Origin of the sequence: Azospirillum sp. HJ39 (genome assembly GCF_041507355.1) — a bacterium.
In the GTDB taxonomy this organism is placed as follows: domain Bacteria; phylum Pseudomonadota; class Alphaproteobacteria; order Azospirillales; family Azospirillaceae; genus Azospirillum; species Azospirillum thiophilum.
The window spans coordinates 2,409,590-2,434,011 of the sequence record NZ_CP167911.1; the positions used below are offsets into that span (position 1 = coordinate 2,409,590).

Below are 24,422 nucleotides of genomic sequence, written 5' to 3' on the forward strand. Positions count from 1 at the left end.
TTCGCCACCGCTCCTTATTCGTCTCCGCCATGGATGCGCTCGATCTCCGCACCGCAGGCGGCCAGCTTCTCCTCCACCCGCTCATAGCCGCGGTCGAGGTGGTACACGCGGTTGACCGTCGTCTCCCCCTCCGCCGCCAGCCCGGCGAGCACCAGCGACACCGAGGCGCGCAGGTCGGTCGCCATGACGGGCGCCCCGGTCAGCCGCTCCACACCGCGCACGAGCGCCGACGAGCCGTGGACGGTGATCCGTGCGCCCATCCGCGTCAGTTCCGGCGCATGCATGAAGCGGTTCTCGAAGATCGTCTCGGTGATCATCGCCGCACCCGTCGCCGTGCACATCAGAGCCATCATCTGGGCCTGAAGGTCGGTCGGGAAACCCGGGAACGGCTCGGTCATCACATCGACGCCATGCAGTTCGCCGTTGGCGCGCGACACCCGAATCCCGTTCTCGATCTCCTCGAAGGCGACGCCGGCCGGGGCCAGCGCCTTGACCGCCGCCTTGATCAGATCGAGCTTGGTGTTCAGGATGTCAAGACGGCCGCCGGTGATGGCCGCGGCCATGGCATAGGTGCCGGTCTCGATGCGGTCGGCCACCACCATGTGGCGGGCGGCATGCAACCGGTCGACGCCCTCGATCACCAGCCGGTCGGTGCCGATGCCAGTGATCTTCGCCCCCATCTTGACCAGGCATTCGGCAAGGTCGGTCACCTCCGGCTCGCGCGCGGCGTTGACCAGGATGGTGGTGCCCTTGGCAAGGGTGGCCGCCATCAGCAGATTCTCGGTGGCGCCGACCGATACCTTGGGGAAGACGTATTCCGCACCGCGCAGGCCGCCGGCCGGGGCCTTGGCGACGATGTAGCCGGCATCGATCCGGATGTCGGCGCCCATCGCCTCCAGGCCCTTGATGTGCAGGTCGACCGGACGCGCGCCGATGGCGCAGCCACCGGGCAGCGACACCTTGGCCTCGCCGCAGCGGGCCAGCAGCGGCCCCAGCACCAGGACGCTGGCGCGCATCTTGCGCACCAGATCGTAGGGGGCGGTGGTGTTGGTGATGTCGCGCGCGGTGAAGTCCACGGCACGGCCGGCGCAGTCGCCCCCGGCACCCGCCATGTGGATCGCCACGCCATGCTGCAGCAGCAGGTTGCACAGCGTGTTGATGTCCGCCAGGATCGGCAGGTTGGTCAGCGTCAGCGTCTCGTCGGTGAGCAGCGACGCCGTCATCAGCGGCAGGGCGGCGTTCTTGGCCCCACCGACCGTGATGGAGCCGTTCAGCGGGCGGCCGCCGCGGATGCGGATCTTGTCCATGGACCTGTTTCTTTCGCGGATACGCTGTGTCAAGGACGCCGGTTGAAGGGCGCCGGCACGAGGAAGGATCAGAGACGGGGCAGCGTGACGCCTTTCTGCCCCATGTATTTGCCGGCCTTGTCGGCGTAGGACACCTCGCACACGCTTTCGCCCTTCAGGAACAGGAACTGGCACAGCCCCTCGTTCGCATAGACCTTGGCGGGCAGCGGGGTGGTGTTGGAGATCTCCAGCGTGACATGCCCCTCCCACTCCGGCTCAAGCGGGGTGACGTTCACGATCAGGCCGCAGCGCGCATAGGTGCTCTTGCCGAGGCAGATCACCAGCACGTCGCGCGGGATGCGGAAATATTCGACCGTGCGGGCCAGCGCGAAGCTGTTGGGCGGGATGATGCAGACGTCGGTCTTGCGGTCGACGAAGCTCGAGTCGTCGAAGCGCTTGGGATCGACGATGGCATTGTCGACATTGGTGAAGATCTTGAACTCGTCGGCGACCCGGGCGTCGTAGCCGTAGGACGACACGCCGTAGGAGATCACGCCTTCGCGCTTCTGGGTCTCGACGAAGGGTTCGATCATGCCCTTGGTCTCGGCCATCTCGCGGATCCAGCTGTCCGGCATGATGCCCATCGCGGGGGTACTCCTTGGCGTATCGATTGGATTGAGGGTCGTGAAGGCTGGTTTGTAGCCGAGCCCGCGGCAAGGCTCAAGGAAACGAAGGCCGCTCGGCACGCATGGTCGGCTCTTTATCACGGCGCTGGTCTTCGCCGCCGCGGGCATTAAGCTCGGCCGCCATGAACCGGAGCCTCACCCTGTCCGTGACGGACACCCCCGCCCCGGCCGATCTGGCCGGAGTCTATGACGGCCTGCGCGCCTACAACGAGGCGTCGCTCGGCCGCGCCTACGACCGCCGCGACCTGGTGGCGGCGGCCCGCGCGCCGGACGGCACGCTGAAGGGCGGGCTGGTCGGCTACACCAACTGGGACTGGCTGTATGTCGACCTGCTGTGGGTCGACGAATCCACGCGCGGCAGCGGGCTCGGCGGACGGCTGCTGGACGCGGCGGAAGCCGAGGCGCGGGCGCGCGGCTGCCGCTGGTCCCGGCTCTACACCTACGACTTCCAGGCCCCCGGCTTCTATCCGAAGCAGGGCTACGAGATCTGGGCGGAAATGGAGGGATACCCGCCGGGGCACCGGCAGATCTGGTTCAGGAAGGCGCTGGGCTGAGCGTTCCACCCCACGCCATCGCGGCCATGGAGGCGGGGCTAACCCTCCTCCTTCTCCCGTTGCCGGGCCTGTTCCTTGCGCTTGCGCAGATTGTCGCGCAGGCGGGCGGCGAGACGGTCGTCACGCCCACCCGCCGGCTTCGGCTTCGGCGGAGCCGGCGGGGACTTCATGCTTTCGGCGCTATCGTCCATCGGCGCGGCTCCGCCTCCGCGGGCTCAGTGGTCGGAATGGTGCAGGATCTGGTCGCGCAGGCCGGTCTCATAGCCGACGCCGGTGGCGGTCAGGATCGCGGCGCCGGGAGTGCGCTTGACGATGCCCTTGCGCTCCAGGATGGTCCAGACCGCATCGTTCTGCAGGCCGGTGGCGTCCTTGGTGGCGACGACGGCATGGCCGACGTGGAAATGGTTGCCATGTGCATGCGGCAGGGCGGTGATCTGGAAGCCGCCCTCCTCATCCTCCGCCGGCTTGTTCTCCAGCCGGGCAAGCTCCTGCAGCAGGGTCAGGGTGCGCAGTTGCAGCGGGTTCAGGTTCAGCGGATTCTTCTTCGGGGGCATTGGAATGGTCCCATCGGTCCTGGTGGTGGCTTGTCGCCTGTGTCGCGGTCGCGCAGTAGACCGGCAGGGCCGAGCGGCTGTCAAGCACCCGACCGCCGGACCGCAGGCATGGGAAGGAGGCTGGCGCCCCGGTCGCCGCTGGGGCATAAGACCGGCGGACCATCGGCAGAGAGGCCCCGACCATGACCATCCTCGTCACCGGCGCAGCCGGCTTCATCGGATCGCACGTCGCCGCGGCGTTGCTGGACCGGGGAGAGGGTGTGCTTGGCATCGACAACCTGAACGACTATTATTCAGTGGCGTTGAAGGAGGCGCGGCTGGCCCGGCTGCTGGATCGGCCCGGCTTCCGCTTCGTCAAGGCCGACATCTCCGACCGGGCGACCGTCGAGGGACTGTGGCCGCAGTTCGTCGACGTGACGGGCGTGATCCATCTGGCGGCGCAGCCGGGCGTGCGCTATTCCATCGAGAACCCCTATGCCTATGTCGACGCCAACGTCACCGGACAGGTGACGCTGCTGGAGGCGGCGCGGCGGATGCCGGAGCTCAGGCATTTCGTCTATGCCTCGACCTCGTCGGTCTATGGCGCCAACCGCAAGATGCCCTTTTCGGTGGAGGACCGGGTGGACAGCCCGGTATCGGTCTATGCCGCCACCAAGAAGGCGGCGGAGATGCTGGCCTTCACCTACAGCCACCTCTACCGGCTGCCGATGACCGGCCTGCGCTTCTTCACGGTCTACGGCCCGTGGAGCCGTCCGGACATGGCGACCTGGCTGTTTGCCGACGCCATCACTGCCGGCCGGCCGATCCGCGTCTTCAACGGCGGCCGGATGAAGCGCGACTTCACCTATATCGACGACATCGTGGCCGGCGTGCTGGCCGCGCTCGACCGTCCCGCGCCCGTCGATGCGGAAACCGGCGCCCCGCACCGGCTGTTCAACCTCGGCAACAACCGGTGCGAGGAGTTGATGCATTTCATCGCCGTTCTGGAACGGGCGCTGGGCCGCGAGGCGGTGAAGGCGATGGAGCCGATGCAGGCCGGCGATGTGCAGGAAACCGCCGCCGATATCGAGCTGAGCCGCGAAATCCTCGGCTTCGCGCCCAAGACCCCGATCGAGGTCGGCCTTCCCCGCTTCGTCGAGTGGTACAAGGGCTACCACAAGATCTGATCCGTCCCATTCCCGTCCTCGCAGTTGGGCCGCCATGACATCCACCGCCTATTCGACCGCCCTGACCGGCGTCTTCCTGCTGTGCCTCGCCACCGGCTGGTATCTGTCGACGCGGGTGCTGCGATACCTGCTGGCCCGCCGGATCATGGACATCCCGAACGAGCGGTCGAGCCATCAGGCGCCGACCCCGCGCGGCGGCGGCTGGGCGGTGATGCTGACGGTCGTTCCGGTCTTCGCCGCCGCCGGGATCGTCTTCGGCAAGCCGCTGGAGACCGGGGCCGTGCTGCTGGGCACGCTGGCGCTGATGGGGGTGTCGTGGATGGACGACCGGCGCGCGCTGTCGCCGCTGCTGCGGCTGGCGGTGCAGGCGCTGGCGGTGGCCTTCGGGCTGCTGGCGCTGCCGGCCGACCAGATGGTGTGGCAGGGCTGGCTACCCTGGGGGCTCGACCGGGCGGCCACCGCATTCCTGTGGCTGTGGTTCGTCAACCTCTACAATTTCATGGACGGGATCGACGGGCTGGCCGGCAGCGAAACCGTCCTGGTCGGCGGCGGCATTGCCCTGGTATCGCTCATCACCGCGGATTTCGGGCTGACCGGCGTGGCGGGCGCGGCGCTGGCCGGGGCTGCTGCCGGCTTCCTCACCCACAATTGGCGGCCGGCCCGCATGTTCATGGGCGATGTCGGCAGCATCCCGCTCGGCCATATCCTGGCCTTCCTGCTGGCGTCCCTGGCGGCGCGCGGCGACTGGGCGGCGGCGCTGATCCTGCCCGCCTATTACCTGACCGACGCCACCATCACCCTGCTGCGCCGGCTGCTGCGCGGCGAGAAGATCTGGCAGGCACACCGCGAGCATTTCTATCAGAAGGCCGCCAAGGGCGTCGGCCGGCATGACCGCGTGGTGCTGACCATCATCGCCTACAGCCTGGTTCTGGTCGCCGCCGCGCTGGCCGCCGGCGCGTTCGGCGCCTGGACGCTGGCGCCCGGCGCCGTCACGGTCGTGCTGCTGCTGGCGACACTGACCCGCATGTCGAAGGCCTGACCCATCATGACCGCCTTTCTCGACCTGTCGGTCGTTCTCTACCGTCCCGATCCGGACCTGCTGGCCCGCTCGCTCGACACCATCGGGGCTGCCTCCGACCGGCTGGCGGCAGAGGCCGGCGTGCAGACCCGGCTGTGGGTGATCGACAACGGTGCGCCCCAGGCCGGCAACACCCCAAGCCCGTTCCGGGCGCTGCTGGACCGTTATGCCGAGGGGGGACGGCCGCCGGCGACGTTGATCGCCGGCCAGGGCAATGTCGGCTACGGCGCGGGGCACAATCTGGCTATCCGGCGGGGCGACGCGCCCTATCACCTGATCCTGAACTACGACATCCTGCTGGAGCCGGACGCTCTGCTGGCCGGCTGGCGCTACATGGAGGCGCATCCGCGCACCGTGCTGCTGACGCCCAAGGTGTTCGGCCCGTCGGGGGAGCAGGAGTTCCTGTGCAAGCGCCGGCCGACTGTGCTGGATCTGGCCTTGCGCGCCTTCGCGCCGGCAGCGGTGAAGCGGATGTTCGCAGCGCGGCTGGACCGCTACGAGATGCGCGACGTCACCGGCGACGCCGTCGTCACCGGGCTGGAGCAGGTCAGCGGCGCCTTCATGCTGTTCCGGCGCGACGCGCTGGCCCGGCTGGGCGGCTTCGACGACGGCTATTTCCTGTATTTCGAGGATTTCGACCTGTCGCGCCGGGCGATGGCGCTGGGCGAGATCGCCTATGTGCCCGACGTGCGCATGGTGCATTTCGGCGGCAAGGCGGCGCGCAAGGGCGGCGCGCACATCCGGATGTTCGCCCGCTCGGCCCTACGCTTTTTCAATGCCCACGGCTGGCGGCTGATCTGACGGGTGCGCCTTGCGCAGCCCCGGCCGGCCGCGCGTCTTCAGCAGCAGCGGGTTCCAGGCGATCATGCGGGCGACCTGCCACAGGCTGGCCTTGCGGTCGCGCTGGATGGCGCGGCGCTTGGCGATCATGCGCGGCAGTCCGCAAAGCGCGTCGCGGATGCCGCGGCCGATGGCACCGGTGCGCCCGCTGCCCAGGCTGCGGAAGACCAGGTAGACCACCAGCAGCGAATGGCCGAAGAATGCCAGCGGCAGCAGCGGCAGCGGCATGTTCTTCACCATGGTCCACACCAGATTGCGGACGCCGTGATACTGGGCGAAGGTTCCGTACTGCTTGGACACCCCGCTGCTGACATGCTCGACCACCGCGTCGCCGACCTGGACCGCCGGAGCGCCGCGCAGCCGGATGCGGAAGCCGAGGTCGACATCCTCGCAATAGCAGAAGAAATCCTCGTCGAAACCGCCGACGGCCTCGTAGTGGTCGCGCCGGTACATGGCGGCGGCGGCGCAGGGCGAGAAGACCGCACCGCTGTAATAGGGCGGCTTCAGCACGCGGCGGTAGTTGACCCGCCAGGCGAAGCCGAAGATGGAATATTGGTCGCCCTCCCCGTCCACCATGCGGGGATCGTGCGAGAACAGCTGGGTCGAGCCGAACATCGCCACGTCCGGCTGCGCCCGCGCCGCGCCCTGCAACCGTTCCATCCAGTCACGGCGCGGAAAGGCGTCGGGGTTCAGCGTGACGATCCAGGGGACGGCGGCGCCGGCGGCGCCGACATTGTTGGCCTTGGCGAACCCGACATTGCTGTCCATCCGGATCATGCGGAAACGCGGGTCGGCGGGCAAGGCGATGCCGTCGACGTCCTTCGACGCATTGTCGACGATCACGACCTCGAAAGCGGGATCGGTCTGGTCGAGCAGACAACCAATGACGCGGTTGACGAAGTCGGCGCAATTAAAGCTGACGATGATGATGCGGCTGTGCCGATCATTCGCACCGTCTACGAAATGTGACATGTCTTGGTAGCGTCCTTATTCACGCGTCCCTGTCCAGCTTATAACCATTCCCTCACCCGACCGAAAGCCGGAAAAGGGTCGTGGGACTTTGCGCCATGGCGCCACCAGGCCAAACCGGATAATAAAGCGCCGTTCAGTCGTCACTACGATTTCAGCCGGGACACTCCTGCACATGCGCGTTCTCCTGACCGGCGCGACCGGCTTCGTCGGCCGCAACACCGCCCCGCTGCTGGCCGCCCGCGGGCATCGGGTGCGCGCGGCGCTGCGCGCGCCCTCGGAGAGCCCATGGGAACCGGCGGTGGTCGGAGAGATCGGCCCCGATACCGACTGGACGGCGGCCCTGGCCGGGGTCGACAGTGTCGTCCATATGGCGGCCCGTGTCCATGTGATGCGCGACAACGCGGCAGACCCGCTGGCGGAGTTCCGCCGCGTCAACACCGCCGGCACGATCCGGCTGGCGGAACAGGCCGCCTCCGCCGGGGTGAAGCGCTTCGTGTTCCTCAGCAGCATCAAGGCCGTGGTCGACGAAAGCCGCCCCGTCTCGCTGGACGAGGCGACGCCCCCCGCCCCTCACAGCCCCTATGGGGTCTCGAAGCTGGAGGCAGAGCGGGCGCTGGCGGAGATTTCGGCCCGGACCGGCATGGAACTGGTGGTGATCCGCCCGCCGCTGGTCTACGGCCCCGGTGCCGCCGGCAACATGCGCTCCCTGGTGAAACTGGTGGCGACCGGCCTGCCGCTGCCGCTGGGAGCCATCCACAACCGGCGCAGCCTGATCTATGTCGGCAACCTCGCCGATGCGGTGGCGACGGTGCTGGAGCACCCGGCGGCAGCCGGACAGACCTTCCTGGTTCAGGACGGGGAACCGGTATCGACCGCCGGCCTGGTGCAGGCCATCGCGACGGCGCTGGGCCGGCCGGCGCGGCTGGTCCCGGTGCCGCGCCCGCTGATGGCGCTGGCGGCGGGCCTGACCGGCACGCGGGCGCTGTTCGACCGGCTGGCCGGAACGCTGACGGTGGACGATGGCCCCATCCGCGAGAGGCTGGGCTGGCGCCCGCCCCATGACCTTGCGTCCGGGTTGCGCGCCACCGCGGAATGGTTCAATGCTTCCCGCGACCGACCCCGCCGCCGCTCGCGCGGGCGGGCGAACGGCGACTAGATTGGCGACAAGGTTTAGCGGCATGCGTATCCCGTCCGCGCGGGCGTCCCTGGTGTTCCTGCACGATCTGGCGATGACCGGGGTGGCCCTGGTCGTCGCCCTGTACCTGCGGGTGGGCGGGTCCGCCTTCGGCCTCTATTCCGATGCGCTGGCGACGGCATTGCCGGTGCTGGTCGGCGTGTCGGCGGCGGTGTTCGTCCTGTTCGGGCTGTACCGCGGCATCTGGCGCTACGCCTCCATCCCCGACCTGATGCAGGTGGTGCGCGCCGTCACCGTGGCGGTGCTGTGCTTCGTGCTGGCAATGTTCCTGCTGACCCGCGCCGAACTGCTGCCGCGCTCGCTGCCGCCGATCCTGTGGCTGGTGCAGATGCTGCTGCTGGGCGGCCCGCGCTTTGCCTACCGCTTCCTGAAGGACCGCCGTTTCAGCTGGGCCGAGGCGGTGGAAGGCGTTCCGCGCATCCCCGTGCTGCTGCTCGGCGTCGGCGACGCGGCGGAGCTGTTCATCCGCTCGCTCGACCAGCCGGGGCAGTCGGCCTATCGCGTCGTCGGCATCCTCGACGACAAGGGCCGGCGCGTCGGCCATGCCGTACGCGGCGTGCCGGTGCTGGGCGGCCCCGAGGATCTGGAACAGGTGGTCCGGACGCTGGAGCGCAAGGGCGAGCGGCCGCAGCGGCTGATCGTGACCAAGGGCAACGCCGAGTTGAAGGGGTCGATCCTGCGCAGCCTGCTCGACCGGGCGGAGGCGCTGGGGCTGGTCCTGTCGCGACTGCCCAGCCTGACCGAGTTCAAGTCGGCGCTGGGCGAGGGCAAGGGCATCGAGGTGCGCCCGATCGCGCTGGAGGATCTGCTGGGCCGGCCGCAGGCGGTGCTGGACCGCGGCGCGATCTCCGGGCTGGTCGGCGGGCGGCGGGTGATCGTCACCGGCGCCGGCGGCACCATCGGCAGCGAGCTGGTCCGCCAGATCGCCGCGCTGGGGCCGGAACGGCTGATCCTGCTCGACGCCGGGGAGTTCAACCTCTACAGCATCGAGATGGAGCTGCGGGAGAAGTTCCCGGCCCAGGACACCCGCGCGGTGATCGCCGACGTGCGCGACCGCGACCGCATCATGCGCCTGTTCCAGGACGAGCGCCCCGCCCTGGTCTTCCATGCCGCGGCGCTCAAGCATGTGCCGCTGGTGGAGGCCAACCCGTGCGAGGGCGCGCTGACCAACGTCGTCGGCACCCGCAACGTCGCCGACGCGGCGCGCGCCGCCGGCTGCCTCGCCATGGTGCTGATCTCCACCGACAAGGCGATCCGCCCGACCAGCGTGATGGGCGCGGCCAAGCGCTTCGCCGAGACCTATTGCCAGGCGCTGGACGTGCTGCCGCCGCGCGACGGGACGGAGCATGCCACCCGCTACATGACGGTGCGCTTCGGCAATGTCCTGGGCTCGTCGGGTTCGGTGGTGCCGCTGTTCACCCGGCAGCTGGCCCAGGGCGGCCCGCTGACCGTCACCCATCCCGACATGCGCCGCTATTTCATGACGGTGCGCGAAGCGGTGGAACTGGTGCTGCAGGCGTCGGCCCATGGCGTCACCCGCGCCGAGGACCGCGGCAAGATCCTGGTGCTGGACATGGGGGAACCGGTGAAGATCGCCGACCTCGCCCGCCAGATGATCCGGCTGGCCGGCTACCGGCCCGGCGTGGACATCGCCATCGCCTATACCGGGCTGCGGCCCGGCGAGAAGCTGTTCGAGGAGATCCTGACCGCCGCCGAGGCGCCCAGCCGCACCGAGGCCGACGGCGTCTTCCTCGCCTCCCCCCGGCTGATAGACTATGCGCTGATCAACCGCGCGGTGGGCGAGCTCGAGGCGGTGGCGCGGGCCGGCGACGGCGAGCGGGTGCTGTCGATCATCGGCACGGTCGTGCCGGATTTCCGTGCCGAGGCGGTGCTTCCGCCCGCGGCGACGCAGGCGTAGGTCCGGGCATAAATCCGGAGACGGAAAAAACTGCGGCGTGGAGTGATTTTAAGCGCTTGCATCCCCCAAGGGCCTGTGGCATAACCCGCGCCACTTCGGGGGGCGGCCTAGCCTGGACGCCTCACCCGGACGCATCGCCCCGGCGATGATCGGTTATCGGGGCTGCCGTAGCTCAGTGGTAGAGCACTCCCTTGGTAAGGGAGAGGTCGAGAGTTCAATCCTCTCTGGCAGCACCATTCCTCCGATCCCGTCAGTGGGCGCCTGCATCTGGCGCTGCCGTAGCTCAGTGGTAGAGCACTCCCTTGGTAAGGGAGAGGTCGAGAGTTCAATCCTCTCTGGCAGCACCATTCCCCCTTTTTGAAGACACTCCTTAAAATCGGTTCATCGCTTCCTTGACCTTGCCGTCGAAAGGCCGCAAGAAACGCCCGCGCGTTCACAGATTGTGAAATCATGATTTCACACGGCGTGAAATCGCAGGCGCGGGTTCGTCTCGGGAGGATGTCACCATGGCCGGCAACAGCTTCGGCACGCTTTTCCGCTTCACCACCTGGGGCGAAAGCCACGGTCCGGCCATCGGCGTCGTCGTCGACGGCTGCCCCTCGCTGCTGGACCTGACGGAAGCGGACATCCAGCCCTGGATGGACAAGCGCCGCCCTGGCCAGTCGCGCTACACCACCCAGCGCCAGGAACCCGACCAGGTGAAGATCCTGTCCGGCGTGTTCGAGGGCAGGACGACCGGCACCCCGATCTCGCTGATGATCGAGAACACCGACCAGCGCTCCAAGGACTACAGCGACATCGCGGCCAAGTTCCGGCCCGGCCACGCCGACTACACCTACTGGCAGAAATACGGCATCCGCGACTATCGTGGCGGCGGCCGCTCCTCGGCGCGGGAAACCGCCTGCCGGGTCGCCGCCGGCGCGGTGGCGCGCAAGGTGCTGGGCAGCGCCATCCAGGTGCGCGGCGCCCTGGTGCAGATCGGCCCGCACAAGATCGACCGCAGCCGCTGGGACTGGGCGGAGATCGACAACAACCCCTTCTTCTGCCCCGACCCGGTCGCGGCCACGCAGTGGGCCGACTATCTCGACGGCATCCGCAAGAGCGGATCGTCGGTCGGCGCGGTGGTGGAGCTGGTGGCGTCGGGCGTGCCGGTCGGGCTGGGGGATCCGCTCTACGACAAGCTCGACAGCGACCTCGCCTGCGCGATGATGACCATCAACGCGGTGAAGGGCGTCGAGATCGGCAACGGCTTCGCCGCCGCGGAACTGACCGGCGAGGAGAACGCCGACCAGATGCGCATGGGGCCCGACGGCCTGCCGCAGTTCCTGTCCAACCAGTCCGGCGGCATCCTAGGCGGCATCTCCACCGGACAGGACATCGTCGTCCGCTTCGCCGTCAAGCCGACCAGTTCCATCCTGACGCCGCGCCAGACGGTGGACACCGCCGGCAACGACACCGACATCCTGACCAAGGGCCGCCACGACCCCTGCGTCGGCATCCGCGCCGTCCCGGTCGGCGAAGCGATGATGGCCTGCGTGCTGGCCGACCATCTGCTGCGCCGGCGGGCGGAGCGGCGCGAGTAAAGGGCGGAGGCTCCTTGGGAGGTTGGCCCCCACCTATCCTCCCCCGCTCTCGGCGGACCTTTGGTCCGCCTGCCGCGTCGGCACAAAGCGTTGCTTTGTGCGGGAGCCGGGCGGGGGAAGGACCTCCCCATCTCTCCCGCACGCAGTTTCCCGCACAAGCACTTGTCCCCTCCCCCGCCCAGCGGGGGAGGGTTAGGGTGGGGGCAAGACCCTCCCGTCTCAGAACAGCTCCACAGGACCGCCCCATGCCTGCCTCCCGCCACGGACTGCGCCTGATCCTCGCCCTGGCGATGCTGATCGCCGCCGCTCCCGCGGCTGTGGCGGACAACCGGCCCTTCCAGGAGTTCGACGAAACCTTCAAGTCCTGGAAGCTCTACTGCCAGCTCTGGACATCCACCCGGCAGGTGGAATGCGAACTGACCGCCCGCGGCGCCAACGACCGCACCGCCCGGCTGGTCTGGCTGCGGTCGACCGAGAAATGGCGGGAGGGGCTGCGCTTCCGAATCTCCGCGGACTCGCTGGATTTGGACAAGCTGGTGCGGGTCTGGTCCGACCGCGCCGTGTTCAAGCCCGATTCTCCCTGCAAGCCCTACCGCTTCGAAACCAACACCTGTGCGGTGGCCGATCCCGACATCAACCGCCGCATGGTCGAGAAGATCGCTCCGGCGCCGGAGGTTTCCATCGTCGGCCAGTCGCCGGCCGGCGAGAAGACGGAGGTGCGCTTCCCGCTCGCCGGCTTCCGTGAGGCGCTGGAGCGCAGCGAGGCGGTGCGCGCGATGGCAGGCCGGCCCTGGGCGACGAGCCCCGGCGCGGATTGATCCCCATATAGCCTTTCCCACGACAAGAACCGACGGACCCCCCGCCCCGTGACCGACAGCCGCTTTCCCAGCAAGGACACTGTCCTGGCCTTCATCCGGTCCAGCACCACCCCGGTCGGCAAGCGCGAGATCGCCCGCGCCTTCAAGCTGTCCGGCTCGGCCGACCGCGAGATGCTGAAGGATCTGCTGCGCGATCTGGAGGCCGACGGCGCGGTGGAGCGCGGGCGCAACAAGCGCGTCGCCCCGCCGCAATCCCTGCCGGCCGTCGCCGTGCTGCTGGTTACCGGCGCCGATGCCGACGGCGAGTTGTCGGCCCGCCCGCTGACCTGGACCGGCGAGGGCAACCCGCCGCGCATCTTCCTGCTGCCCGAACGCAGGAGCCGGGGCGAGGACAGGCCGCCGGCCGTCGGCGACACGCTGCTGGCGAAGCTCGCCCGCATCAACGACCGGCTCTATGAGGCCCGCGTCATCCGCCGAATCGGCAGCGGGGACGGTGGCGAGCGCGAGGGCCGCATCCTGGGCGTCTACCGGCCGAGCGCCGAAGGCGGGCGCCTCCAGCCGACCGACCGCCGCCACAAGACCGAATTCCTGGTACTGCCGCCCAACCGCGGCGAAGCGGAGCCCGGCGACCTCGTCTTCGCCGACATCCTGCCGGCCGGGCGCGCCGGCCAGCCGCAGGCCCGCGTGGTGGAGCGGCTGGGCTCCACCGAGGAGCCGCGCGCCTTCAGCCTGATCGCCATCCATGCCCATGGCCTGCCAACCGTCTTCCCCCACGCAGCGTTGCGCGAAGCGGAACTGGCGGCGGTGCCGGCGCTGATGCAGCGCGAGGATCTGCGCGACATCCCGCTGGTCACCATCGACGGGGCGGATGCCCGCGACTTCGACGATGCGGTGTGGGCCGAGCCCGACAGCGATCCGGAGAACCCGGAGGGCTGGCACCTGATCGTCGCCATCGCCGACGTGTCCTATTATGTGCGGCCCGGATCGGCGCTCGACCGGGCGGCATACGAGCGCGGCAACTCGGTGTATTTCCCCGACCGCGTCGTGCCGATGCTGCCGGAGGCGCTGTCGAACGGGCTGTGTTCGCTGCGGCCGGGAGAGGATCGCGCCTGCCTCGCCTTCCATCTGTGGATTGGCCGCAACGGTGTGCTGATCCGGCATCGGCTGGTCCGTGGCCTGATGCGGTCGGTGGCGCGGCTGACCTATGAACAGGTGCAGGCGTGCCACGACGGGCGGCCGGACGAGGAGACGGCGCCGCTGGCCGACAGCGCGATCGCCCCGCTGTTCGCCGCCTATGCCCGGATGGCCGGCGCGCGTGCCAAGCGCGGCACGCTGGAACTGGACCTGCCCGAACGCCGGGTGCGGATCGACCAGCGCGGCCGGGTCGCCGAGATCGCGGTGCGTGAACGCCACGACAGCCATCGGCTGATCGAGGAGTTCATGATCGCCGCCAACGTCGCGGCCGCCGAGGTGCTGGAGGGGCGCAGCATGCCCGGCCTCTACCGCATCCACGACCGCCCCTCGATGGACAAGATGGAGGCGTTGCGCGGCTTCCTCGCCGGCATCGGCCAGCCGCTGGGCAAGAGCGCCGACCTGACGCCCGACCAGTTCACCCGCATCCTGCGCAAGGTGGAGGGCACGTCGCATGCGACGCTGGTCAGCGAGGTGATCCTGCGCGCCCAGGCCCAGGCCGCCTACAGCCCAGACAACATCGGCCATTTCGGGCTCGCGCTGCACCGCTACGCCCATTTCACCTCGCCGATCCGCCGCTATGCCGACCTGATCGTCCATCGGGCCCTGATCCGCACGCTGGGGCTGGGCGTCGGCGGCCTGGACGACGAGACACTCGGACGGCTGGCGGAGGTGGGCGAGCATCTGTCCCGGACCGAGCGCCGCGCCGCCACGGCGGAACGCGATGCCGTGGACCGCTACACCGCCGCCTTCCTCGCCGACCGGGTGGGGGAGCGGTTCGGCGGCCGCATCTCCGGCGTCAGCCGCTTCGGCCTGTTCGTCCGGCTGGACGAGAGCGGCGCCGACGGGCTGATCCCGGCCAGCACCCTGCCCGACGACAGGTACGACCATGACGAAGCCGCACATACGCTGACCGGCCAGCGTACGGGCCGGACGTACCGCCTCGGCAGCCCGGTCGGGGTCCTGCTGGTGGAGGCGGACCCGGTCAGCGGCAGCACGCTGTTCAGGCTGGCCGACTCGAACGGCTAGGCAGTAACCATCCGATACCGTTGCGTCGCGGCAACGCTTGGCTGGTGTGGCGGTTTCGTGGCCGAGCCTGGGGTTTGTCACAGTCCCACCATACAAGCGTGGCCTTGGCGCCACAGATCGGGACATTTCACGATATTGCGAAATCCTCCGCAATTTTGTCCCGCCCGCCCTCCTGAACGAAGGTGTATCTATCACCCATCCGGGATCGGGAACATCCTCCTCCGATCCGGCTGCAGGAAAGGGAGGCCGCGGTTAGCCCCATGGCCAAGTGCGATCACACCGTCCCCTCGCGCGTATCGCCGTTTCGGATTCCCGCCATGTCGAGCCTGGCGCAGCGCCTGCGCCAATCGCTCAAATGTCCGGCATTCCGGCATCCGGCCCTCCTTCCCGCCGCCCTGCTTGCCCTCACCGCCACAACCACCCTCCATGCCGCCCCATCCCGGGCTGCGGGCGGAGCCGCGCCGGGCACCGTTTCCGAATCCGTCAGCGAGCAGGTCTTCGCCGTCGGCTTCGGCAAGATCGCCGAGGTCTATCTGGAGGCGGTGTCCTTCGACCGGCTGGGCATGGACGGGCTGAAGGGACTGACGTCTCTCGATCCCGCCGTGACGGTGGACCGCACCGGCAGCACCGTACGCCTGTACGTGTCGGGCTCGCTGGCGGCGGAGTACGGGATCGCCTCGGCAGTCGATGCCGGCGGCTGGGCCACACTGACCACCCGCGTCATCGACCGCGCCCGCAGCTATTCCCCGGCGCTGTCCAAGGCGACGTCGGAACGGCTCTACCAAGTGGTGTTCGACGGCGTCACTGCCGACCTCGACGGCTATTCCCGCTATACCGGCGTCCAGCGTGCGACCAACGAACGGGCGCAGCGCGAGGGTTATGGCGGCGTCGGCCTCTCGCTGGACAGCGGCACGAACGGCCGCGTGACCGTGCACGACGTCACGCCGCACAGCCCGGCCGAGCGCGTCGGCATCCTCGACGGCGACCAGTTGCTGGCGATCGACGGCGAGTTGACGAGCCGGATGACCGGGACGGACATGCGCGACCGGCTGCGCGGCCCGACGGGCACCCTCGTCACGCTGACGGTCGCACGCGACGGCGCCGCCCCCCGGCGCCTGCCGCTGCGGCGCGAGCGGGTCGTGCCCAACACCATCTCCTATTCGCTGTCCGGCGACGTCGGGCTCGTGAAGCTGGACCGCTTCAACGCCACCACGGCCTCCAGCCTGCGGACGGCGGTGACCACCATCCGCCAGACCGCCGGCCCGACCCTGCGCGGAATGGTGCTGGATCTGCGCGGCAATCCGGGCGGCCTGCTCGACCAGGCGGTTTCGGTGGCCGACCTGTTCATGCGCCGCGGCCGGATCATCTCCACCGAAGGACGAAACCCCGAAAGCCGCCAGCGCTTCGACGCCAATCCCGACGACCTGCTCGACGGGCTGCCGCTGGTGGTGCTGGTCGACGGCCGCTCCGCCTCCTCCGCCGAGGTGGTGGCGTCGGCATTGCAGGACTCGGGCCGCGCGGTGGTGGTGGGCGCCTCCAGCTACGGCAAGGGCAGCGTCCAGACGGTGACGCGCCTGCCGAACGACGGCGAGCTGTTCCTGACCTGGAGCCGCATCTACACCCCGGCCGGCTACACCCTGCACCGGCAGGGCGTGCAGCCGACCGTCTGCACCAGCCGCGCCGGCCAGACCGATCCGGAGGCGCTGTTGTCCGACCTGCGCGAGGGGCGGCTGCGCCCGGCCCAGATCGCCAGCTGGCGTTCCAAGGCGGCGGACGACGAACAGGCCCTGAGTCATCTGCGCGAGACATGTCCGTGGAAGGAGCATGAGCCCGACCTGGACCTGAAGGTCGCGATGCGGCTTTTGTCGGAGCCGGCGCTGTATCAGCGCGCTGTCGCCATGGCCGTGGTCAACACCGTGGCGGAACGCTGAACCGGAGGGCACCGGGCATGGGTGAGGCGTCGGTGGGGCATCCGCCGATTTGACCGCCGTCCGACCATCCATAGGGCTTGACATTGCGGCGTCAGACGGTATGTTCCGCCGCTACGACGCCGCCCCCGCCGGGCCGGCGGGGCACGGATTTTTTGTCGGGATCGAGATCATGGCCAAGCAGAACACCGTCCTCATCAAGCTGGTGAGCACGGCAGACACCGGTTTCTTCTACGTGAAGAAGAAGAACCCGAAGAAGACCACCGAGAAGCTGTCGTTCCGCAAGTACGACCCGGTGGCGCGCAAGCACGTCGAGTTCAAGGAAGCCAAGATCAAGTAAGGCTTGTCCGACACTGAGCTGTGCTTCGAATGAACAAGGCCGCCTTCCTGGCGGCCTTTTCGTTTTTTCCACCTTTGCCCGCGCAGCATCCGGCCGCTCCCGCTAATTGTGGTGACGGTCGCACCACGGATGCGTGCATTCCAATCGGTCCGTTCCAGGTGGACACTCTTCGGAAGACCTCGTTCCGGAGGGACCGCCCGTGCCCGACACGCATCCCATTCCACGTTCCGGCCCGCTTTCCAGCCCGGGGCCGGAAGCATCGACCGGCGACCGGCGCCAGGCGCTGGCGACCCGGTTCCAGAAGGCGCGCGCCCGCACGGCGGAACTGGTCGCCACCCTGACGCCGGAAGACCTGATGGTCCAGACGGTGCCGGACGGCGCCCCGGCGAAATGGCACCTCGCCCACACCAGTTGGCTGTTCGAGATCGCGGTGCTGATTCCCTTCAGCCCGGGCTATCGCCCCTGCGACCCCGCCTTCCTCGACCTGTTCGGGACGCGCGGCGCCCCGCATCCCGCACCGCCCCGCATGGTGTCGCGTCCCGCCGCCACCGAGATCATGCGCCACCGCGATCAGATCAACGCCGCGGTGCTGCACCTGATTGACCAGATCGATGACGGGTTGTGGGACGCGGCCGCATCGGCTCTGGCAATGGCCATCGCCCACGAACGCCGCCATCAGGAGCGCATGCTGCTGCACATCAAGCACGCGTTCTGGTCCAACCCGCTGCGGCCTGCCTACGAGCCGGTGCCCGACCACCTTCATCTTGGCGCGCCGCCCGACGGCTGGCTGGAGCAGCCCGGCGGGCTGGTGGAGATCGGCCGTCCCGAGCCGCTGCCCGGCTTCGACCATGAGGGGCCGCGCCACCGCGTCTGGCTGGAGCCCTACCGGCTGGCCGCCCGCCCGGTCACCTGCGGCGAGTTCCTGGCCTTCATCGAGGCCGGCGGCTACGGCGACCGCAAGCTGTGGCTGTCCGACGGCTGGGAAGTCGCCCGGGCCGAAGGCTGGATGGCACCGCTCTATTGGGAACGCAGCGGCAGCGGATCGGGCGGGAGCTCGGGGTCGGGCTGGCAGGTCTTCACCCTCTACGGCATGCAGCCGTTCGATCCCGGCGAACCGGTCTGCCATGTCAGCTGGTACGAGGCCGACGCCTACGCCCGCTGGGCCGGCAAGCGCCTGCCGCTGGAGGCGGAGTGGGAATCCGTGGCCGCATGCTGCGACAGCATGGGAAATCTGCTGGGCTCCGGCCACCGCCACCCGCGCGCCGGAACCTGCCACGGCACCGGCCCCTGGCAGATGTGCGGCGACGTCTGGGAATGGACCTCCGATGCCTTCACCCTCTACCCCGGCTACCGCCGTCCCGACGGCCCGGATGAAGCGGTGAACGGCCGCCTGGCAAGCAACCGCATGGTCCTGCGCGGCGGCAGCTGCCTGACGCCCTTCGACCATGCGGGCCCCTGGACCCGCCATTGCCTGCGTCCCGAAACCCGCTTGTCGATGACGGGGTTCAGGCTGGCGGGGGATGGAATCTAGGAGGTCGCAGAGCGCAGGCCCGGGCCATCGCCCGCGATCAATGCACGCGCCTGGCCCTGGGTGACGATTCCCCGCTCGGTCAGGCGGGCGAACAGCGCGGCGGCCAGTTCGGCCTGAGCGAGCGCTTCCGCCTGGGGGCCGACGCGCGGGCGGCGCGGCAGGGAGAAGGCATCCGCCAGCCGGTCGAAGGACGCGCCGGCCAGCGTCGGATCGAGCGCCGCCGCCAACCCGCCGATATCGAAGCCAGGCGGCAGGGCCGGTTCGGCGACACCGGCCTGGACGGCCGAGCGGCTCAGTGCCGCGAGTGCCGAATCGACACCGACCCCGACGGCGATGCAATGGTGCAGCGCATCCCGGATGGCCGGCCAGACTTCGGGAAAATGGCGTTCCCCCGCCACCATGGCGGTGTCGATGCCGTGGCGCGCGGTCGCTTCGGCCGGCACCGGATCGACCGGGTCGATCAGCAGAGACAGCGATACGGTGCGGAAAATGCGCGTTCCAGCAAGACGAACGGTGCCCACCGCGATCACCGGCCCGGAGTCCGGCTCGATGCCGGCGGTCGCCACCCACAGCGCGACAAAGGGCAGTGCGGCCAGCGGTTCCTCGTCGCCCAAGGCAACGGACGGCTGGGCCGGGCGCAGGCCGAGGGTGCGCAGGCCGGCGGCGTGACCCAGGCCACCATGGCCCAGACCGCCATGGCCCAGGCCACCATGCCCGGCAGCGAAGGCCGTGCCGCGGACAGGAAAGGACAGGACCACCCCGGCATTCAGGCCGAGGTCGGCGATTCGTGCCGGCAGTTCGCCGTCGTCGATCCGGCGCAGCACCGCCGCGACGGGGGTGCCGCTGCCGCGCGCCCGTTCGATGGCGCGGGCCAGATCGTCGCGGAACAGCGATTTGCCGATATCGCCGCCCTCCTCCGCCCCCAGCAGGCGAGCAGCGGCAGGGTTCTGCCGCTCCACCCGCCCATGCTCGTCGAGGATCAGCAGAGGCTCTTCCGTCAGCGCCAGCACACCCTGTACCACCCGCTCCCAGCGTCCGCCGCCTGGAACACCGCCAAGCGGACCGTCGCCACCGCGGACAAGCCCAGACACCGCGGCAGCCAGACGCGCCACCTCGCCGCCGCGCCCGCCGGACCACGGCACCAGGTCGACACGGCCCGATTTCCCCGACAGCCGGTCGGACAGGCGATCGAGATCGCGGAAGTGACGGGACAGCCTGGAAAAGACATACAAGACCGCCAGCAGCCCGACACCGCAGCCCGCCAGTCCGCGCACCAGAACGGTACGGGCATCGGCCGCATGCGCGCCGGCCGTCAGTTGCATGACCTCCACGCCCAGAAAGACCAGCGCGGCAGCCACCATCGCCAGACCCAGCATCACCACGCGCCACATGCCGCCCTTCATCGGGCCGCCTCCCCATCGTTATGTCCCAAGACTAGAGTTTCGTGCGTTCAATATGAAACGCACGAAACTCCAGCCTTGTATTTGGCGATCGGATTCACGCTCCAAATCGATGCCGATTTTACGCGATCCGATCTAGCCGGCGGAAGGGAAACGGTGAAGCGAAGCCGGTGGCCGGGACTCCGCCGTGAAAGCCAAGGATCGCTTAACGGAGCGGCCTGTCGGTGCCGATGCCCTACTTTTGTCTTCGCCACGCGGCAGTTTTGCGCCCAATTCGCAAATGGAGAACGGACTTCTCACGTCACGAGCAGGCGCACGCCCTTTGTTGCCCGCCCTGCGCTTTCAGGCTACCGCCTTTGCATAAAATACACGGAAACTCCTGACCAATCTTTTGCTCTATCTTTGCTGCATTTCCCGGTTTTCCTGCTTGTCGGATGATGCTAAGAGTCATGCATCCAATGACAACAGTCCTTTTCGCATAGATATTTGCTTGGGAGGCCGGCAATGACTTTGGTCTATCGTCCCCTGCCCTATGGCGGGCACGAAGACCGGCGGACGGGCCGCCACCTGCTGCTGGTGGTCGCCCTGATCCTCGCCATCCCGACCGCGCTCGGCGCAGGCTGTACCGTCGACGCCTTGCGCAGCTATGCGGTCGAAGCGCGGCTGTCGCAGGCTGTCGACTCCGCCGCGCTGGCCGGCGGGCGGGTGATGTTCGATTCCCAGCGCGATGGCCATATCAGAAGCTTCTTCGACAAGGCCTTCCCCAACGGCTTCCTTGGGTCGAGCCTGTCGCCGCTGACCATCGCGGAGGACGCGGCGGCCGGCACCCTGACGGTCAGCGCCCACGCCACCGTCAACGCCATCTTCCTGCGCCTGTTCGGCAAGAAGGAAGTGACGGTGGAGGCCCAGTCCATCGTCCGCCGCGCCCAGCACGCCCGCAGCAAGCTGCAATAGACAGCCGCGCCTCTCCCCTTACCCGTGCCCGATTCGGGACGCTCGCATTCGCGGAATGCAGCCCGCTGACTTCGCGACTGCGGTAGAAGGACGCCCAGAGCCCCTTCCTCCGGAGTCCGCGATGCTCGGAACCCTGACGCTTCTGCTGCTCTGCCAGTTGGCCGGTGAACTGATCGCCCGCCTGCTGCACCTGCCGGTTCCCGGACCTGTCCTTGGAATGCTGCTGATGTTCGGTGGCCTTCTGCTGCGCGGCGGCGTCCCGACGGCGGTACAGGACACGTCGGCCGGACTTCTGCGCCACCTGTCGCTGCTGTTCGTGCCAGCCGGCGTCGGTGTCATGGTCCATGCCACCCGGCTGGAGGCGGAGGCGCTGCCCATCGTCGTCGCCCTGTTCGGCAGCACCCTGTTCGGCGTGGCGGTGACGGCGAAGGTCATGGCCGCCCTGCTGCGCCGGACCGACGTCGGTCTGGAAGACGAACCGACGGAAGGAGAGCGGCCATGAGCGCCGACCTCCATCAGGTCTGGGTCTATCTGTCGGCGTCCCCGCTGGCCGGGCTGACCCTGACGCTGGTCGCCTACCAGATCGGCCTGTGGCTGTTCGAGAAGCTGGGCCGGCGGCCGGTCCTGAACCCGGTGCTGATCGCCGTCATCCTGCTTGCCGGCGTGCTGACGCTGTCGGGGATCGACTACCGGACCTATTTCGACGGCGCGCAATTCGTCCATTTCCTGTTGGGCCCGGCGACGGTGGCGCTGGCCGTGCCGCTCTACAACCAGTTCGAGGAGGTGCGGCGCTCCGCCCTGGCGCTGGTGGTGGCCCTGCTGGTCGGGTCGGCCGCCTCGGCGCTGAGTGCGGTGGCGCTGGTCTGGGCGTTCGGCGGCTCCATGGTGACCGTCCTGTCGATGGCGCCGAAATCGGTCACCTCTCCCATCGCCATGGGCGTGTCGGAACAGATCGGCGGCCTGCCGTCGCTGACCGCGGTGTTCGTCATCATCACCGGCATCGTCGCCGGCACCTTCGGCAGCTGGGTGCTGAACCTCGTGCGGGTGAAGGACTGGCGCGCCCGCGGATTCGGCATGGGGGTGGCGGCGCACGGCATCGGCACCGCCCGCGCCCTCCAGGTCAACGAGGTGGCCGGCGCCTTCGCCGGGCTCGGCATGGGGCTGAACGGGCTGGCGACGGCGCTCCTGCTGCCGACGCTGTATCGCCTGATCTGGGGCTGATTCGGGCTGATCCGGGGGCAGATGCGCAGGAGCGCTGCACGCCGCACCGGTTGCGGGGCATGCCGATAATCCGGGAAACGGGAATCCACCCTTGACAGCCTTGCCGCACCTGCGCACAGTGCGACCCATGATCACCATCGACCGCACGAACGCCCTTCTTCGACTTCTCGGCCCGGCGCTTTAAGCGTCCGGGTTTGTCGCGTTCGTCATCCGTCTCCATCGGTCGAAGTGTCTGTTCCATGAGCGATGTCTGCAAGGACGCCGGTATCGGCGTCGCCCGGCCGGGGCCGGGGCTGCGACTTACCGACGGTCGTCGAGCCACATCCGGCGGCTCCGCGGCCGTACTCCTCGCCGGTCCCTCGCCTTTGAAATCCGATCCGACGCCCCGTCCGCGCACATTGAATGCCGGGGGCCGCCACTGGAGCCGAACGACGCCATGACCACCGCGACCCAGACCAGCACCGCCGCCCAGACCGGCACCCAGACCGGCACCTCGTCCAACATCCCGGTCCTGCCGAAATCCCCGTCCAAATACGCCGCCTTCCCGCAGGTGCAACTGACCGATCGCCAATGGCCGTCGCGCACCCTGGACAAGGCGCCGGTCTGGTGCTCGGTCGACCTGCGCGACGGCAACCAGGCGCTGATCGAGCCGATGGGGCCGGACCGCAAGCGTGCGATGTTCGACCTGCTGCTGCGCATGGGCTTCAAGGAGATCGAGGTCGGCTTCCCCGCCGCCTCGCAGACCGATTTCGACTTCTGCCGCGAGGTCATCGACGGCAACAAGATCCCCGACGGCGTCACCATCCAGGTGCTGACCCAGGCGCGCGAGGAGCTGATCCGCCGCACCTTCGAGGGCATCAAGGGGGCCAAGCGCGCCATCGTCCATCTGTACAACTCGACCTCCGAACTGCAGCGCCGCGTGGTGTTCGGGCTGGACCGCCAGGGCATCGTCGACATCGCCGTCCAGGGGGCCAAGCTGATCAAGCAGCTGGCCGACGAGACGCCGGAGACGGAGATCGTCCTGCAATATTCGCCGGAGAGCTTCACCGGCACCGAACTGGACTTCGCCGTCGAGATCTGCGAGGCGGTCATGGAGGTCTGGCAGCCGACGCCCGAGCGCAAGATCATCCTGAACCTGCCCTCGACGGTCGAGATGTCGATGCCGAACGTCCACGCGGACCAGATCGAGTGGTTCTGCAAGACGATGAAGAACCGCGAGAGCGCCATCATCTCGCTGCACCCGCACAACGACCGCGGCACCGGCGTCGCCGCGGCGGAACTGGGGCTGCTGGCCGGCGCCGACCGCGTCGAGGGCACCCTGTTCGGCAACGGCGAGCGCACCGGCAACGTCGACGTCGTGACGCTGGCGCTGAACATGTTCACCCAGGGCGTCGATCCCGAACTGAACATCGACGACATCAACGAGATCGTCCGCGTGTCGGAATACTGCACGCAGCTGCCGGTCCATCCGCGCCACCCCTATGCCGGCGAGCTGGTGTTCACCGCCTTCTCGGGCTCGCACCAGGACGCCATCAACAAGGGCTTGAAGGCGCTGACCAAGTCCAACACCGGCAAGTGGGAGGTTCCGTACCTGCCCATCGACCCGCAGGATCTGGGCCGCAGCTACGAGGCGGTGATCCGCATCAACAGCCAGTCCGGCAAGGGCGGCATCGCCTATGTGCTGGAGAAGGACTACGGCCTGCAGATCCCGCGCCGCCTGCAGATCGAGTTCTCCAAGGTCGTCCAGCGCGTCGCCGACGAGTCCGGCAAGGAGCTGTCGCCTGCCGACATCCATGCCGCCTTCAAGACCGAGTATCTGGACGCCGACAGCCCGCTGGAACTGGTCGAGCATTCGACCGAGCCGCGCGGCCCGAACTCGGGCGCCCGAGTCATGAGCGTGGTGATGCGCCGCAACGGCGAGATCGTCACCACCAAAGGCAAGGGCAACGGCCCGATCGACGCCTTCCTGGACGCCCTGCGCCAGGGCTGCGGCACCGACCTGCATGTCGTCGACTACCGCGAGCACGCCATCGGCGCCGGCGAGGACGCCCAGGCCTGCGCCTATGTCGAGGTCAAGAGCGGCGAGCGCACCCTGTTCGGCGTGGGCATCGATGCCGACATCGTCACCGCCAGCCTGCGGGCACTGGTGAGCGCGGCGAACCGGTCGACACGGTAAAC

22 protein-coding genes and 2 tRNA genes are annotated in these 24,422 nt (G+C 68.8%); 18 read left to right on the plus strand and 6 right to left on the minus strand.

Features of this window, described 5'->3' with window-relative positions:
* Positions 1–14: 14 nt before the first annotated feature.
* A complete protein-coding gene (gene murA / locus ABMY26_RS24780) occupies positions 15–1,307 on the minus strand; it encodes a UDP-N-acetylglucosamine 1-carboxyvinyltransferase (protein ID WP_045580789.1) in 1,293 nt (430 codons plus the stop codon).
* Positions 1,308–1,375: 68 nt separating this feature from the next.
* On the minus strand, positions 1,376–1,930 hold the full coding sequence (dcd, locus tag ABMY26_RS24785; RefSeq protein WP_372397257.1) for a dCTP deaminase: 555 nt from the start codon (positions 1,928–1,930) through the stop codon (positions 1,376–1,378).
* A gap of 188 nt (positions 1,931–2,118) precedes the next feature.
* Between dcd and ABMY26_RS24790 the strand changes: the two genes are divergently transcribed.
* Entirely contained in the window at positions 2,119–2,526 is a 408-nt protein-coding gene (locus ABMY26_RS24790) for a GNAT family N-acetyltransferase (protein WP_372397258.1), read from the plus strand.
* A gap of 38 nt (positions 2,527–2,564) precedes the next feature.
* Here ABMY26_RS24790 and ABMY26_RS24795 read toward each other — a convergent pair whose 3' ends face one another.
* On the minus strand, positions 2,565–2,717 hold the full coding sequence (locus ABMY26_RS24795; protein ID WP_372397259.1) for a hypothetical protein: 153 nt from the start codon (positions 2,715–2,717) through the stop codon (positions 2,565–2,567).
* A 24-nt stretch (positions 2,718–2,741) separates the two neighbouring features.
* Positions 2,742–3,080 carry a hypothetical protein gene (locus ABMY26_RS24800; RefSeq protein ID WP_372397260.1) on the minus strand — a complete coding sequence of 113 codons (339 nt, stop codon included), beginning with the start codon at positions 3,078–3,080 and terminating at the stop codon, positions 2,742–2,744.
* 182 nt (positions 3,081–3,262) lie between these two features.
* Between ABMY26_RS24800 and ABMY26_RS24805 the strand changes: the two genes are divergently transcribed.
* From ABMY26_RS24805 to ABMY26_RS24815, 3 genes are read left to right on the plus strand one after another with little or no spacing between them, the layout of a single operon-like run.
* A complete protein-coding gene (locus ABMY26_RS24805) occupies positions 3,263–4,246 on the plus strand; it encodes an NAD-dependent epimerase/dehydratase family protein (protein WP_372397261.1) in 984 nt (327 codons plus the stop codon).
* Positions 4,247–4,280: 34 nt separating this feature from the next.
* On the plus strand, positions 4,281–5,285 hold the full coding sequence (locus ABMY26_RS24810) for a glycosyltransferase family 4 protein (protein ID WP_372397262.1): 1,005 nt from the start codon (positions 4,281–4,283) through the stop codon (positions 5,283–5,285).
* Positions 5,286–5,291: 6 nt separating this feature from the next.
* On the plus strand, positions 5,292–6,125 hold the full coding sequence (locus ABMY26_RS24815) for a glycosyltransferase family 2 protein (protein WP_372397264.1): 834 nt from the start codon (positions 5,292–5,294) through the stop codon (positions 6,123–6,125).
* Here ABMY26_RS24815 and ABMY26_RS24820 read toward each other — a convergent pair.
* Entirely contained in the window at positions 6,087–7,136 is a 1,050-nt protein-coding gene (locus ABMY26_RS24820) for a glycosyltransferase family 2 protein (RefSeq protein ID WP_372397265.1), read from the minus strand. The genes ABMY26_RS24815 and ABMY26_RS24820 overlap by 39 nt on opposite strands.
* Positions 7,137–7,308: 172 nt before the next feature.
* Between ABMY26_RS24820 and ABMY26_RS24825 the strand changes: the two genes are divergently transcribed.
* The 10 genes from ABMY26_RS24825 to egtB all read left to right on the plus strand — a co-directional run bounded on the left by ABMY26_RS24825 (position 7,309) and on the right by egtB (position 18,669).
* Positions 7,309–8,292: a UDP-glucose 4-epimerase family protein gene (locus tag ABMY26_RS24825; protein WP_372397266.1), complete on the plus strand. Its 984-nt coding sequence runs from the start codon at positions 7,309–7,311 to the stop codon at positions 8,290–8,292.
* Between the two features lie 22 nt (positions 8,293–8,314).
* The gene (locus tag ABMY26_RS24830) at positions 8,315–10,249 is read left to right on the plus strand and encodes a polysaccharide biosynthesis protein (protein ID WP_372397267.1); all 1,935 of its coding nucleotides are present in this window, start codon (positions 8,315–8,317) and stop codon (positions 10,247–10,249) included.
* 161 nt (positions 10,250–10,410) lie between these two features.
* Positions 10,411–10,485 (plus strand) — tRNA-Thr (locus ABMY26_RS24835).
* Positions 10,486–10,521: 36 nt separating this feature from the next.
* Positions 10,522–10,596 (plus strand) — tRNA-Thr (locus ABMY26_RS24840).
* A gap of 159 nt (positions 10,597–10,755) precedes the next feature.
* Positions 10,756–11,832, plus strand: coding sequence for a chorismate synthase (gene aroC / locus ABMY26_RS24845; RefSeq protein WP_372397268.1), 1,077 nt, complete (start codon positions 10,756–10,758; stop codon positions 11,830–11,832).
* 245 nt (positions 11,833–12,077) lie between these two features.
* A complete protein-coding gene (locus ABMY26_RS24850; protein ID WP_372397269.1) occupies positions 12,078–12,650 on the plus strand; it encodes a hypothetical protein in 573 nt (190 codons plus the stop codon).
* A 48-nt stretch (positions 12,651–12,698) separates the two neighbouring features.
* Positions 12,699–14,870: a ribonuclease R gene (gene rnr, locus ABMY26_RS24855; protein ID WP_372397270.1), complete on the plus strand. Its 2,172-nt coding sequence runs from the start codon at positions 12,699–12,701 to the stop codon at positions 14,868–14,870.
* Between the two features lie 317 nt (positions 14,871–15,187).
* Positions 15,188–16,801: a S41 family peptidase gene (locus ABMY26_RS24860; RefSeq protein ID WP_372397271.1), complete on the plus strand. Its 1,614-nt coding sequence runs from the start codon at positions 15,188–15,190 to the stop codon at positions 16,799–16,801.
* 169 nt (positions 16,802–16,970) lie between these two features.
* Complete coding sequence (rpmG, locus tag ABMY26_RS24865; protein WP_012974790.1) at positions 16,971–17,138, plus strand: 50S ribosomal protein L33; 168 nt, start codon at positions 16,971–16,973, stop codon at positions 17,136–17,138.
* 199 nt (positions 17,139–17,337) lie between these two features.
* Complete coding sequence (egtB, locus tag ABMY26_RS24870) at positions 17,338–18,669, plus strand: ergothioneine biosynthesis protein EgtB (RefSeq protein WP_372397272.1); 1,332 nt, start codon at positions 17,338–17,340, stop codon at positions 18,667–18,669.
* Here egtB and ABMY26_RS24875 read toward each other — a convergent pair.
* Entirely contained in the window at positions 18,666–20,072 is a 1,407-nt protein-coding gene (locus tag ABMY26_RS24875) for an exonuclease domain-containing protein (protein WP_372397273.1), read from the minus strand. The two genes, egtB and ABMY26_RS24875, sit on opposite strands and share 4 nt — an antisense overlap.
* A gap of 501 nt (positions 20,073–20,573) precedes the next feature.
* Here ABMY26_RS24875 and ABMY26_RS24880 point away from each other — a divergent pair.
* The 4 genes from ABMY26_RS24880 to leuA all read left to right on the plus strand — a co-directional run bounded on the left by ABMY26_RS24880 (position 20,574) and on the right by leuA (position 24,420).
* The gene (locus ABMY26_RS24880) at positions 20,574–21,023 is read left to right on the plus strand and encodes a pilus assembly protein TadG-related protein (protein WP_372397274.1); all 450 of its coding nucleotides are present in this window, start codon (positions 20,574–20,576) and stop codon (positions 21,021–21,023) included.
* A 121-nt stretch (positions 21,024–21,144) separates the two neighbouring features.
* Complete coding sequence (locus tag ABMY26_RS24885) at positions 21,145–21,525, plus strand: CidA/LrgA family protein (RefSeq protein WP_372397275.1); 381 nt, start codon at positions 21,145–21,147, stop codon at positions 21,523–21,525.
* Positions 21,522–22,244, plus strand: coding sequence for an LrgB family protein (locus ABMY26_RS24890; protein WP_372397276.1), 723 nt, complete (start codon positions 21,522–21,524; stop codon positions 22,242–22,244). Before ABMY26_RS24885 ends, ABMY26_RS24890 begins: the two co-directional genes overlap by 4 nt.
* A gap of 436 nt (positions 22,245–22,680) precedes the next feature.
* On the plus strand, positions 22,681–24,420 hold the full coding sequence (gene leuA, locus ABMY26_RS24895; RefSeq protein ID WP_372397277.1) for a 2-isopropylmalate synthase: 1,740 nt from the start codon (positions 22,681–22,683) through the stop codon (positions 24,418–24,420).
* Positions 24,421–24,422: the final 2 nt, after the last annotated feature.